This is a genomic window from Paenibacillus sp. FSL L8-0158, assembly GCF_038592965.1.
GTDB classification, from domain to species: domain Bacteria; phylum Bacillota; class Bacilli; order Paenibacillales; family Paenibacillaceae; genus Paenibacillus; species Paenibacillus polymyxa_D.
Genome location: NZ_CP151949.1, coordinates 733,434 through 747,559, shown reverse-complemented (window position 1 = coordinate 747,559; position 14,126 = coordinate 733,434). Strand labels below are relative to the sequence as shown.

The window sequence follows — 14,126 nt, the reverse complement described above, 5'->3', positions numbered from 1 at the left end:
GCCATTGGACACCCTTAGCTTATTGGATTGGACTTTTTTAAACTTCCTTCCTCATTTCACCGGGTGCCATGCCAAAATGCTTTTTAAATACCCGATAGAAATAAGACACATCCTCATATCCTGCCATCTCCGCAACTGCTTTAATTGAAACCTGTTTATTGATCAGCCATTCTCGCGCCTTTTCCATTCTTCGCGCTACAATATAGTCCGTTACATTTTGACCATACTCCTGCTTAAATACCTTGCTCATATACTCTTTGCTCACAAAAAAGTTTTTCGCCAACTGCTCCAGTGTAACCGGCCCAGCAAAGTGACTGTCGATATATCGCCGTACCTCTTCTAAATTCAGCTTGTTTTTGTATTTCCGTTGCCGAATGAGCTGATCCAGCTCCTGAACATAGCACGACGATACGAATTCCAGCGCATGTTCTACAGAGGATACGGCATCCTGCGACAGTGGAAATCCTGCCTTTGTCGTAGAAGTATCCAGCCCGTTATCCGCTGCGAGCTCTTTCAGCAGGGAAAGAAGCTCCTGTACCAGCCTGCCCAGCATAGGTGGACTCGGTGCTCCGTAACTCTCCAGCTCCTGCATAACCTGCCTGCAGGTTATACTCACCCCGTCACAGTTCAGCTCATTAAAATAAAGACGTAGCAGTTGCTTATACCGGGTCAGCTTGTGAAAAAACTCATAATCCAGCTCTGTCGCTTCTTGCTGCTGTTCAGCCGCCTTGACCTCCAGGTCGTTTTTGCATTTGAGCAGCACTGCATTCAGCTCGGCAGGATTGACTGGCTTTAACAAATAATCGACGGCCTTGTAACGGATGGCATGTTTGGCATACGCAAAGTCATCATATCCGCTCACGACAATGATTTTTACATCAGGACAATGGTTATTTAGCGCTTGCAGCAGCTCCACTCCGTCCGCACCCGGCATGCGCATATCAGTAATCACAATATGGGGAGCTAACTCCCCGACCAGCCTGAACGCCTCGTCTCCGTCCTCAGCCTCACCCACTACCAACATTCCAAGTTTTTCCCATGTGCCAAATGTCTTCAGAATATCGCGGTTCCACGGCTCATCGTCCACAATTAATACTTTGATCATGCTTTTCCCTCCTCTGCTGAGGTGAACGGAATGCGGATGGTGACACATGTACCGACACCCTGCTCACTATCTATCGTCACTCCGTAGTGCACTCCAAAATTCATCCGTATGCGTGAAGACACATTGCTCAATCCGATATGACTACCCTGCGCCCAGATCGGTTCCTCCGACGCGTTTTCCAGCCTTGCCCGTACTTTTTCCAGCTTGTCCGGGGACATGCCGTTTCCATTATCGCAAACCGTAACACACACATCTTCTCTCATAATCTCCACTCGAATTCCTATTCGCCATGCCCCTGCCTTACGGTCAAGACCGTGCTGAAACGCGTTTTCCAACAATGGCTGAAGCGATAGCTTAGGCAATCGAATATCCATCGCCTGTTCTTCTGTCTCCACCTGAAACACTAATCTTTGCGGAAATCGACGTTGCTGGATACTCATATAATGTCCTACATGGTCGAGCTCTGCACGCAGAGAGGCCAAATCCTGAGGTTCTCGTACCACGTAACGGAACATCTCACTCAGCGACCGAATGACTTCATAGGTGTCCTCCGGCTTTTGGGAAAACACCATACTTCCGATCATTTGCAGTGTATTTTGCAGAAAATGTGGATGAATCTGTGCCTGGAGCGCTTTCAATTCAGCCGTCTTTTTTTGCAAATTGATACTGTATTCCGTCTGGATATGCTCGCGGATTCGGCCTGCCATCCCATGCAGACTTCTTTCCAGCAGTCCTATCTCATCCGGACGTGTACTTGGCTGTCCAACCGGCCCTTTGATCATATCCAGCTCCTGTACGGAACGTGCCAAATGAACAATCGGACGTGCAGTCCGCCATGCGATGAAAACGGCAATGCAGATGGAAACCAGGATTGAAATTACACCTACGATAATACCGTACAGCATGGTTGAAAAAGCGCTGTGGTTAATAGAGGAAGTGGGTACGATTTTGACTAGCCTCAGTCCAACCACATCCAGATCATTATAGAACACATAATGTTCAGCCGTTTGAACCATTCCGGGACCCGGCTTAACGTCACGAAGAGCTGTCAGCACATCTGCAGGAGGAGGCGACTGAAGAGCCTGTGCTGGATACATAACCCTGCCATCCGCATCTGTAATCAACACTTGATGCTGATCCCCTCGTCCTAACAGGCCCAGTGTCTGATCGAATTGCGACCACAACACATCCAATGAAATAGCCCCTGTCTGCTTCTGGTCTTCAAACCGCCGAATACTGCGCGTCAGTGTAAAGCGTTCCGGGTCAGCAGAGCTTGGACGAATCGAATAATCCTTATTCGCTTGCCACATCTCGGCATACTGTGGGGGAATACCGCTCACTGTCGTAATTTCATTTTGCATACTATTGAAGGTAAACAAGGTTTGCGATTGCTTCAAATAAAGCTGGATGCCGATCACATGACTTCCGGCCGAATAATACACATTCGCCATCGTATTCAGCATTTTTCGCTGGGCATTAAATTGGCTTGAAAGATTGTCAGGCTCGCGCTCATTCAAATAATCGCTCAGATCAGGGCTGATCTGAATGCTGTAAATCAGATGATTCAGACGATCTAGCTGGTCGCTGATATAGATCCCCGTCCATTTCATATTGGACATATTCGTCTCTACCACTTCAGCTTCCATGGAAGCTCTACTTTTTTCCGCAGCCAGCACCGTGACAGCAATGACCGGCAGCACAGATAGAACAATCATCGTCAAGATCAGCTTGAGCTGAATGCTGCGTCGATACGGGGCCGTCAGCGCCCGGAACCAGCGGACTGCTCGGGTTGGCATAGCGATGCACTCCTCTATTCAGCCATATGCGAAAACGCCCCGCAATTCGCAGGGGCGCTTCATTTACCGGATACTCCCGGAGAATACCTATATGATATTATTCGTGAGTCGGTTGTGGCTCACTATTCATCATTTACGCTTCTTCGATAATTATAACACCCCAAGGCTCTAATGTAAGCGTTTGTCCTTGGGTAACCGCATGCTCCCCAATCAGCTCCTTGCCGTCTCCATGCGGATATACCACCGAGCCTGCTTGTTCGGAATAGTTAAAATAGTACCGGATTGTCCGTCCCAGCTCATTCGTGCCGGATTTAACAATGATCGGATAAGACGCTTCCTGATCCAGTCCCCATACTCCTGCCTTTTTGGCTACAGAGCTGAATAGTTCGCGGATAACCGCCGGGCTGACGATACAGCCGATGTAGGTCGCTGTTCCCTGACCATAGCGGTTTTGCGTAATCGCGGCATATTTGCCCCAATGCGGGTGATCGTAATAGGCCAATACTTCGGCGGTCGTCGGGGTAATCAGCTCCATCCACGTATCTACCTGATTGTCCTCTGGTGCCACCTCAAAAGGATTATTCTTAAGCGTCACTTTCTTCGGCTCCACGAACAAGCTGTAACGAATGCCGCAGGCTTCGCTAATCACGCCCGGCTGTCGGGACGTTCTTACCTGCACATGCTCGTCGGTAAATCCGCTTCGGAATGTGTATACTACATGACCACCTTTTTCCACATATCGGTTTAGCTTCTCCAGTAGTGCATCTGGGGCAGAATAGAGGACCGGGACGATCAAGAGATCATAGTCGTCAAACGATTCTGTACCTGGATGAACGATATCTGTCCCGATATTCAGTTTATACAACTCGTCATACAAACGACGTACGATGTCATTGTAATTTAACGGACTACTCATATTAAATTTAAACCAGTCAATTGACGTCAATGCTTCGTTGCTGACCAGAATGGCCGTTTTATTTTTCTTTTTCAGGTTGACCAAATGCGGAGACAATCTTGCAAAATCCTTCCCTATAGTCTGTGCTTCCTCATACACAGGATTCGGCTCAAAATCATGGCTGAGCAGACCCTTCCAGTAGGTTTCGAAGGAATTATGAATGGAATGCCAGTGCCAGTATGCCACCATATTCGCCCCGGAAGCCAGATGGCTGAACGCTTGCAGACGCAATTGTCCCGGATAGGGAACCCAGTGGGTAAAAGCCTGCGCTTCCGTTTCAAGCACTAGATAGTTGTTATTTTTCGTCGAACGCGCCACATCGCCACCGAAGGAAATTTCAATACCAGTCAGGTCATCTTGTGATGGATGGTAAATATCCACCCCAGTCACATCAAACGCTTGAGAAGCTGCAAAATGATCCACATCCGGCTGAACCCCAAAGGAATGACCTCTCCATTCAAAATCAAAGTTTTGTGTAACAAATTGGTCTTCCCGCTTATATTCATTCACCAGCGCGACCTGCCATGCCAGAAAATCCGTCACCAGCTTACGCTGGAATTGGGAAAAGGCTGCGCCCAAGCTTCCATTAATCGTTCCGACCACCGAAGGGAAGTCCTCCCAGCTATTGATGCGATTACTCCAGTAGTCCAGACCAAATTTGCGGTTTAGCTCCTCCAGCGATTCGAACCGCTCCCGCAAATACTTCACAAATTGCAATTGCACATTGGGCCCGCTCGTGTTGTAATGCTTGGTCTCATTATCCGTCTGAAAGCCAATGATCGCCGGATGCTGACTCACCCGTCCGATTAGCTTGCGTATGATTCGCTCGGCATGGAACAGGTACACCGGGTTCGTAATGTCCATAATCTGGCGAGCTCCATATTTGCCCGGACCTTGAGGCGTTGTCGCCAATACATCGGGATGCTCTTTCACCAGCCATGTGGGTACGGCATAGGTGGGCGTCCCCACAATGACTTCAATGCCTGCCTTATGCATGGCGTCCAGCACCCGATCCACAGAGGTAAAATCAAACACGCCATTTTGCGGTTCATGCGTACTCCAAGTGGATTCGGCAATCCGCACCACGTTGATGCCCGCATCCTTCATCATTTGAATATCTTGGTCCAAACGGTCATAAGGCATGTACTCATCATAATAGGCAACACCGTACAGTAGCTTTTTCATCGAGTCGTCCTCCAATTACGTTCATCAGGATTGTGCAAAATTCTATTCCAGTCGCTCCGAAGTGCAAGATATAGACGAACCAAACCGCCCTTTAGATTGACCCGGTCAATGATCACGCCGAAGATCGGAGCGCTAAGTGCATTCCATACAGATATGCCAACATAATCCGCATTGCTTTCAAAATATCTATATATAAGCGCCTTCTTTTATATAAAAGCTTATACTATAGTATTTGTAAGCGCTCTTTTATTATAGTTAAATGTTAGATACAATGAGATTGTCTAAGCGGTGTAAAATTTGCCCTAATCGAAGGTGATCTGATGATATTAAATCCTGATGTTGATCCAGCTCTATTCCATGATTGCCAATGGCTGCCTATTATTGACTGGAATGTGAAATTTTTTGGCGCTCATATTCACCGGGTCAAAGCAGATTGGTGCATGCCAGAGGAATCTCATATCGGTTTTGAAATTGCACTCATTTTAGAAGGTCGTCAGGAAACGATCATGGAAAATAACGTATATTCGGTTGGGGAAGGTGATATTTTAATCATTCCGCCGGGTTTTAAACATGTGAGTCAGTGTGTTTCCCCAAACGGCATGTACTATTTTAGCTCTCATTTTAATGTCGATGATCCATTATTCCGTCAGGAAATGATTAAGAACAATCAGCTCTTTTTCCCGGCGGGTACTGAAACGAATGCTAAGCTGCAAAAGGTGGTCCATAGCTGGATTGGCATGGTGCAGGAAAGCGGAGAATATACGACAGCAGACCGTTTTCGCATGCAGATTGCCTTATTTGAGCTATTCGGGATATTCTCGCAAATGATATCTACCGGTTTGGAGCCCAGAATTGCGCCTTCATCCGTTCAATATGCCAAGGCCATCATGGAAGCTATTCAGTCAAGGTTTAAGCCTTATCGGGAAGATGAATCTGGCGAGCAAGCGTTTCGGCTTGAAGATGTGGCGGCTTCTCTCGGGATCAGTCCCGGCTATGCCCAGGAAGTGTTCCGCAAGGTGTACGGCTATTCTCCACGTCACTATCTATCAGAGACCAAGCTGCACGAAGCTAAGGTGCTGATCCAGCAGCCCAATCTGCCACTCAACAAGGTAGCTTCACTGCTCGGATACTCCAGTCTGGCTCATTTCAGCAGACAGTTCAAGCGCTGGACAGGCACCAGCCCTCTTAAATACCGCCAAACGTTAAAGCCGATTACTGATGAACAAAGGATTAAGATATAAGGACGGATAGCAGAGGCTCCACTGTGTTATTCATACAAAAAAAAGAGCGTGACACCGAATATTACGGTTGTCGCGCTCTTTAGACTCTTTTTTTATAAGCTGTACCGTTGCTTTAATGATTTAAAATCTTGACCAAGCTCTCATTTTTCGAATCACAGCCTGATATCCCCTATATGCTGGTGCACCACATACATCATCCCCATCAGGAATACGGCCAAAGCCAAGTAACCGATACCGAATTTCCAGCGCGATGATGCGGGTACTTCGTAATATTTATCATTTTCAAACGGAATGTAGTCAATCCCACACAGCAATCTGAGCTGATACGCATCCGGGGTCGGTATATGTTCTACACCGTTCAGCCATACATGCTGGACAAGACACTGCTGTGGCAGCAGAAGTGTCTGCTCCACATCCAGACTTTCCATATACACCGTCACATATTGCTGCCCCTCCAAATCCGAGTAGGTATTAAAAGATAATCTACGCGTGTGCTCCGGTCCGGGCAGTGGATATCCTTGCTCATACAGATGCTGTACGTTCACCAACGGCTTTTGTAAAAAGGATTGAACCTTAACCTCTTCTTTATTGCGCTTCACATATTTTTTGTACAAATCGTAGGCAAAGAACGCCCATATCAAGAAAAATAAAAAGGATTTTAAATATACTACGACTACAATTCCACCCAATAGGCCCACCAGCCACAGCCAACGCGTCACTGCCGTGGAAATCCGTCCTCCGTCGAGTGGATGAATCGGCAGCAGGTTGATCAGGTTCAGGAAAAAACCGACATATGCTAGTGCATACAAAAGTGGACTGTCTGTTGCATAGGCTCCTGCATACACCGCTATAGCCCCAACCGTCCCCAGTAACGGGCCGCCCATGGCTACATAAGCCTCTGTCTGCGCATCCAAAGGTTGGCGTTTCATGGTGATCAACGCACCGAGAAAAGGAATAAATAACGGTGCTGACACGGGAAGCCCCTTGCGCTTGGCAGCCAATACATGTCCCAGCTCATGCACAAACAACAGCAACACGAATCCAACCGCAAATCCCCACGGGTAAATGATCGCATATGTGCTAATCGTTATCGCCATAGATATCAGCGCACCGCCAAATTTACTGAATTTTAAAAGGGCAAGTAACGACTTACCTTTCAGAAGAAGTAATGCTGCTGCACTACCTAGATACCATTTGGATGAGCCAGATTTGGAATCGGTCTTTTTGTCTTCATTTTGCAAACGTATCCGCCTCCTTTCTCTAACACTTCCATTGTATCCTGCAATGTGCAGCTTGTAAAAACTTCTCTAACCCACAGATAAGCGAATTGGGGTAACCATTTATATTATTCCTCGTATTGTAGACATCCTCCAATGTAGGATGTTATATTGGTGCTGGGTTAGATGCCCTATTTTGTAAAGGAGGTTTGCTCTTTCATGTGTGCTCACTACATGCGTCTCAGATAAAAGGATAGGCTTTTCAATGAAGTTCAACCCGTTTTTTTATATGGAAGGTTGAGGCTTGTTTAAGTTATCTTTTTTTAACTAAATCTGAACAATGAGGTGTGTTTCATATGACTGAAAAGCGTTCCTTGACTAGCTCAAAAGACGTTAGCGATATATTGGCCCTTGCCAAAAGCAACGGGCTTCACATACTACATGAAGGTTTGGAACTCAACGAGTCCGGGCTAGATTTCCGGGCACTATTCGCCAAAGACATTCAGGGTACCCCTTGGGTTCTACGTACACCGCGACGAACAGATGTGGTCCAATCAGCCGCTTACGAGCACAAAGTTCTTCAGTTGATTCGTGATACTCTTCCTGTAGCGGTACCGGATTGGCAAGTCTATAGTCCAGAGTTCATCGCCTACCCTCAGCTGGAGGGCACTCCTGCCGCTACCATTGATATGGAAACAAAAAGTTACGTATGGTTCATCAATCCTGAGGCTCTGACGGAAAGATTCGTTGCTTCGCTCGCTAAAGCCTTAGCCGCGTTGCACCGGACGGATCACCAACAGGCAGCCGATTTCGGTGTCCGCGTAAAGCAGCACGACGAAGTTCGGCAATTGATGGCTCAGCGGATGAAGGAAATAAAGAGCGTCTTTGGTGTATCTGGTGAGCTGTGGCAACGATGGCAAACCTGGCTGGCAGACGATAGCTACTGGCCGGAATATTCCGCACTTGTACACGGCGATTTGCACCCAGGCCATATTCTAGTCTCTTCGAATACAGAGGTTACTGGAATGCTGGACTGGACCGAGGCCGAAGTAGCTGATCCGGCGATTGATTTTACGAGTTACTATACTTTGTTCGGAGAAGTAGAGCTTACTCGTTTATTGAAGTTTTACGAGACAGCAGGCGGACGTGTATGGCCGCGTATGAGCGAACATATCGTTGAACTGACCACGGTTTACCCTGTGCTTATCGCTGAATTCGCCCTCAAATCCGGACTAGATGAATATATGGAGATGGCACGTAACGCGCTGGGTGTCCATGAGCAAGAAGAAGGGCTATCCGACATATAATATAGCTGTAGCCACCTGGCAGGCTTTGGTTCAATGACGAACCAAGGCCTGCTTTTTTCTGTTCTCCTTTTTCGTAAAGTTACGTTCCGCACACAAGTGTCCATCCTCCTGTCTGTTCTGTTATCATGTAAGAAAACGGAATAACCCAGGAAAGGATTACGAACCATGAGTTTTGAACTTACCCGGCGAGCCATCAGACAACTATGCAGTCAAGCCGCTTATGACGACGGGGATGCCTATTACCGGGCCAAAAGAGTGGCCTTTACACAAATAGATCATGATGAAGGGGTGTACGAAGCTACGGTCAAAGGAAGCAGCTTTTATGCTGTTGCGGCGATGATCCGATCCAATGGAAGTATCCGAGCAGAATGCACCTGTAGCACATTTCAGAATACCGGACGATATTGTAAACATATCGCAGCTGTTCTCCTTAACGCCCATGATATACGCCGTGGAAAAAGTCTGTCTGTGCGCTCCTATGCCTCCAGACTTCATCCCGGTACCGCCCCAGATACAGCAGGAAGCATGGATTCAGACGGGATGCACACACCTACAGATGCCCCATATGAACACACTGCTAGAACGTCACGATCCTCTGGTATCACACAAGGGGATCTCCAGCTGACGGACAGTATGTTAAAACTATTTGACCGCAAGCGACCGCTTCGTAGCACGCCTACCCTGCTGGATACTCGCGCGATCTTGGATTTTCAATTCGTCATCCGACCTTTTGCCTACGGTTACCAAAAATACATGTTTGGTCTGGAAATGAAGGCTGGTCCCAAACGATTATATATCGTCCAAAAAATTCGCCCGTTTCTGGATAGTATTGACCGTGGGGATAGCTACATGTTCACGAAAAGCTTCTCATACGAGCCTGAGTTGTACCGCTTCCGACCTGAACATGACGCTATTCTCCAGCAATTATCCCAGGTGTGCCACCATGAGCGTATGATTCGGGAAACCTCAGGTACGTATTCATCTTCAGGTAGTCATATGAGCGGTGAACGAATGCTCCTCATCCCGCCTGCAGCTTGGGAAAAGCTGCTCCCCTTGCTGACAGCAGCACAGGGCGTCTACTTTGAAATTCACGGAAACATGAGCGAGGGTATTCCCCAGTCCGATCTGATGCTTCCACTGCAATTTGAATTTGATGAGGCCGGGACTGAAACCGAAGGCTACCAGCTAAGCATACAAGGATTAGATGACTTGACCATCATGGAAGACTATGGTGTCGTCATTGCAGATGGCAAGCTTGTCAAACAGAAAGCCGACCCCTTACGGCGTTTGTCCGAGCTAAAACGGATGGTAGAAGTACACCACAGGCGAAAAGTTCAGATCGCGCCAGAGCAGATGGAATCTTTTATGGACAAGGTTGTACCTGGGTTAATGAAGCTCGGACGTGTTCATATGACACGTTCCGTCTCAGATCGGGTCACACAGCAGCCATTGAAGGCCAAGCTGTATCTGGACCGAGTAAGAGACAAGCTGCTGGCAGGGCTGGAGTTCCAATATGGGGATATCATCATCAACCCGCTGGAAACAGATGCACGAACGCCTGGTAACGACCGAATTCTGATACGTGATGGGGAACAGGAGCAGCGGATTTTGGAGCTGATGGAGCATAGCTCCTTTGCCAGAACAGACAGCGGATATTTTATGGAAGATGAAGATGCAGAGTATGATTTTTTGTATCATACGGTTCCGCAACTGGAAAAGCTACTGGACGTCTATGCCACAGGTGCAGTCAAAGCAAAAATAAACAATACTCTGCCTACCCCAAGGATACGCGCGGAGTGGGATGAACGTACGGATTGGCTTGAATTTAAATTTGATATGGAGGGCATACCGGAACCGGAAATTCGCAAACTGCTCAAATCGTTAGAGGAAAAACAGAGATATCACCGTCTGCCGAATGGTGCCTTGCTGCCGCTGGAAACAGAGGAGTACAAGGAATTGATTCGGTTCATGAATGAAACAGGTATCCGCAAAAGTGATCTGGATGCAGCGCAAATACGTGTTCCCGTCACGCAAGGACTGTACTTAATTGATCCCCACGATCATGGGAAAAACCTGACTTTGGGTAAAACCTTTCGCCAGCTGCTGGAGAATATACGTAACCCAGACCATCTCGACTTTCCAGTTCCAGACATGCTTGCTCCAATCTTGAGAGATTATCAGGTTTACGGCTTTCAATGGCTTAAGACATTGGCGCATTACCGTTTTGGGGGCATTTTGGCAGATGATATGGGGCTGGGTAAAACACTGCAAAGTATCGCCTTTCTCGTCTCAGTATTGCCGGAAATCCGCAGCCAGCAGCTTCCAGCTATGATCGTGTCTCCTGCATCACTGGTGTACAACTGGCGGAATGAGCTGGAGAAATTTGCTCCGCACATCCGCGTCACTATCGCAGATGGCAGCCCGGAAGAACGCGGCCGGATCATACGGGATGCCACCAGTTATGACGTCGTTATTACGTCCTATCCGCTGCTACGGCGCGATGCAGATATGTACAGCAAGCCATCGTTTCATACGCTCATTCTGGACGAGGCACAGGCTTTCAAAAATCATGCCACCCAGACGGCACAGGCTGTTAAGGATGTAAAAGCTCGTTACCGTTTTGCCCTGACAGGAACGCCAGTAGAAAATACGTTGGAAGAGCTGTGGTCCATCTTTGACGTTGTATTTCCTGCGCTATTTCCCGGCGGGAAAAGAGCGTTTCACAACCTGCCTCGAAATGTGATTGCCAAGCGGGTTCGTCCGTTTTTGCTGCGCCGTCTTAAGAGCGATGTCCTCAAGGAGCTGCCGGAAAAAATCGAATCCGTGCAGGTATCCCGGCTTCTGCCAGATCAGAAAAAGCTGTATACGGCCTATTTGGCCAAGCTCCAGCATGAAACGTTGAAGCATCTCAACGAGGAAGGATTTCAGAAAAATCGGATTAAAATTCTCGCAGGTCTAACCCGGCTTCGTCAGCTCTGCTGTCATCCTGGCTTGTTCATCGAAGGATATACGGGAAGCTCCGCCAAATTTGAACAGCTGTTGGAGATTATTACGGAATGTCTCAGCTCCGGGAAACGGATGCTCATTTTTTCACAGTTCACCACGATGCTTCAAATGATCGGACGCGAGCTTGCTCGAGAAGGGGTATCCTACTTTTACCTGGATGGGCAGACTCCCGCTCTGGAACGAGTTGAACTGTGCAGTCGCTTCAACGAAGGGGAACGCGAGCTGTTCCTGATTTCCCTAAAGGCAGGAGGCACTGGCCTGAACCTCACCGGCGCAGATACAGTCATTCTGTATGACCTGTGGTGGAATCCCGCTGTAGAGGAGCAGGCTACCAACCGCGCACACCGAATGGGCCAGAAAAAAGTCGTGCAGGTTATTCGTCTCGTCGCCCAAGGCACGGTAGAGGATAAAATGTATGAACTGCAACAAAAAAAGAAAAACATGATCGACCAGGTCATTCAGCCGGGGCAAGAAACCCTTTCGGCACTGACCGAGCTGGAGATTCGCGAACTGCTCATGATCTAGCCAACTCCACATGCACGAAAAGGTCCAATCACGGTAGAAATCTTCCCGTATTGGACCTTTTTGCTTCTAATATGATTATTTGGATCGAGCAGATTAATCCTGTTTTAATACTCTAGGTTCAATGGGAACCAGGTTAGACTCAATCTGGGTACGCTGAGGCTCATACCATTCAGGCAGCATCAGCTTGTGCCCCAACTCATTCAATTCCTCATCCACGGTAAATCCGGGTGGATCGGTTGCGATCTCGAATAAAATACCGCCCTGCTCGCGGAAGTATACGGCATTAAAGTATTGGCGATCTACAATACCACTGGTCCCAAAACCATGCTGATGAACCCATTCGTTCCACGCCTGATGTTCCGTATCGTCCTGCGCACGCCAGGCAATATGGTGAACCGTACCGGCGCCGCCATTCCCCCACGGGACATCTTTGACCGGAATGTCGATCAGGTTGCCCAAATCACCTGTCGTCTGATAGCGGATGTAGCCTGCATTTGCGTCTTCTCCGATGGGAGTCATTCCCAATACGTTCTCCAGCACCTCTTGCGTATGCTTGGAATCCGCACTGTACAGCACAGCCCCCCCGAAGCCCTTGATCGCTTTATCCGTAGGCACACCTCCGGCTGTCCACGTGTTCACCGGTCCACCTTCCCGCTCCACCAGCTCCAGATGCAAGCCCTCATTGTCTCGGAACTGGATGAATGACTCGCCAAACCGAGTGGCCTTCGTGAAAGATACCTTCAAGCTGTGCAGACGGTTTTCCCAGTATTCCAGAGCACCAGACGGCACGATATACGTCGTAATCCCGACCTGTCCGCCCCCAATCTTACCCTTGCGTGTACCCGGAGCTGGAAAAAAGGTAATGATCGTTCCCGGGCTGCCCTCTTCATTACCAAAGTACAAATGGTATACTTCTGGAGCATCAAAGTTGATCGTCTTTTTAATCAATCGCAAACCAAGTACGCCTGCGTAAAAATCAACGTTGCCCTGCGGGTCTCCTGCAAAGGACGTGATATGGTGAATTCCAGCGGTTTTCAATGACATCTTTATCACTCCTTCATTAACATGTTGATTTATTTACACAAATGATTTACAAATTTCAAAATCCATTGTAGCTGACAAATTGTCCAACCGGCTTGCGGTATCCCCGCGCCCGCTGACCCGATTCGTCCTCTTTACCCAAGGTAATCATCATCACCGGCACAAATTGATCTGGAATATTCAATACTTCCTGCACCTTCGCCGGATCAAAACCGATCATCGGGCAAGTATCCCAGCCTTTGTCCTTGGCAATCAGCATAAATTGCATAGCCGACAGGCTGGCATTACGGATCGCTTCTTCTCTTTGGAAGACAGGTCCCCGCTCGCGATAAAACTGAGTTACTGATTCCACTGTACTATCATATTCCTGCTTGCTCAGGACACCTAAATTCAGGAATCCTTCGTTAAGGTCAGCTACCTTGGTATAAGCCTCTGTATCCCCCAACACTACAATGGTCGCCGAAGCCGTTAATATTTTATACTGCTTACTTGCCTCATCATGCAGTCTTTGTTTGGTATCCGCATCCTGTACTACGATATAACGCGTATGCTGTAAATTAAAAGCCGATGGAGCAAACTTCACCAGCTGAAATATTTCTTCTAGTTCTTTTGCATCTATAGTAACATCAGGAATAAATTTAGAAGCTGATCTTCTCTCTTGAATAATATTCACCAGTTCGCTCATGTTAAGTTCCACTCCTTGATATTATTTTCAAATGAATTATCTTTAAATTAAGAATATATATAT

Annotated in this window: 9 protein-coding genes; 3 read left to right on the top strand and 6 right to left on the bottom strand. The window is 47.7% G+C overall.

The features are described from left to right. Nucleotides 1-37 precede the first annotated feature (37 nt). The 3 genes from NSQ68_RS03315 to NSQ68_RS03305 all read right to left on the bottom strand — a co-directional run bounded on the left by NSQ68_RS03315 (nt 38) and on the right by NSQ68_RS03305 (nt 5,041). Entirely contained in the window at nt 38-1,105 is a 1,068-nt protein-coding gene (locus tag NSQ68_RS03315) for a response regulator (protein ID WP_342427959.1), read from the bottom strand. Further along, a complete protein-coding gene (locus NSQ68_RS03310; protein ID WP_342427958.1) occupies nt 1,102-2,901 on the bottom strand; it encodes a histidine kinase in 1,800 nt (599 codons plus the stop codon). Before NSQ68_RS03310 ends, NSQ68_RS03315 begins: the two co-directional genes overlap by 4 nt. Nucleotides 2,902-3,034: 133 nt before the next feature. Then, nucleotides 3,035-5,041 (bottom strand): beta-galactosidase, encoded by a 2,007-nt coding sequence (locus NSQ68_RS03305; RefSeq protein ID WP_307352360.1) that lies wholly within the window; start codon nt 5,039-5,041, stop codon nt 3,035-3,037. Between the two features lie 320 nt (nt 5,042-5,361). Here NSQ68_RS03305 and NSQ68_RS03300 point away from each other — a divergent pair, with 320 nt between their 5' ends. Then, nucleotides 5,362-6,282, top strand: a complete 921-nt coding sequence (locus NSQ68_RS03300; RefSeq protein ID WP_307352358.1) for an AraC family transcriptional regulator — start codon at nt 5,362-5,364, stop codon at nt 6,280-6,282. 152 nt (nt 6,283-6,434) lie between these two features. Here the strand turns inward: NSQ68_RS03300 and NSQ68_RS03295 are convergent, their stop codons facing one another. Next, a complete protein-coding gene (locus tag NSQ68_RS03295; protein WP_307352355.1) occupies nt 6,435-7,523 on the bottom strand; it encodes a site-2 protease family protein in 1,089 nt (362 codons plus the stop codon). 332 nt (nt 7,524-7,855) lie between these two features. On the opposite strand from NSQ68_RS03295, the gene NSQ68_RS03290 reads away from it, so the two are divergent. Both NSQ68_RS03290 and NSQ68_RS03285 read left to right on the top strand, forming a co-directional pair. Beyond that, entirely contained in the window at nt 7,856-8,806 is a 951-nt protein-coding gene (locus NSQ68_RS03290) for a macrolide 2'-phosphotransferase (RefSeq protein WP_307352353.1), read from the top strand. 165 nt (nt 8,807-8,971) lie between these two features. After that, the gene (locus NSQ68_RS03285) at nt 8,972-12,337 is read left to right on the top strand and encodes an SNF2 helicase associated domain-containing protein (RefSeq protein ID WP_307352351.1); all 3,366 of its coding nucleotides are present in this window, start codon (nt 8,972-8,974) and stop codon (nt 12,335-12,337) included. Between the two features lie 93 nt (nt 12,338-12,430). Here the strand turns inward: NSQ68_RS03285 and NSQ68_RS03280 are convergent, their stop codons facing one another. Together NSQ68_RS03280 and NSQ68_RS03275 are read right to left on the bottom strand one after the other, a co-directional pair. Then, nucleotides 12,431-13,381: a ring-cleaving dioxygenase gene (locus NSQ68_RS03280; RefSeq protein WP_342427957.1), complete on the bottom strand. Its 951-nt coding sequence runs from the start codon at nt 13,379-13,381 to the stop codon at nt 12,431-12,433. A gap of 55 nt (nt 13,382-13,436) precedes the next feature. Next, nucleotides 13,437-14,063, bottom strand: coding sequence for a nitroreductase family protein (locus tag NSQ68_RS03275; protein ID WP_307352347.1), 627 nt, complete (start codon nt 14,061-14,063; stop codon nt 13,437-13,439). Nucleotides 14,064-14,126: the final 63 nt, after the last annotated feature.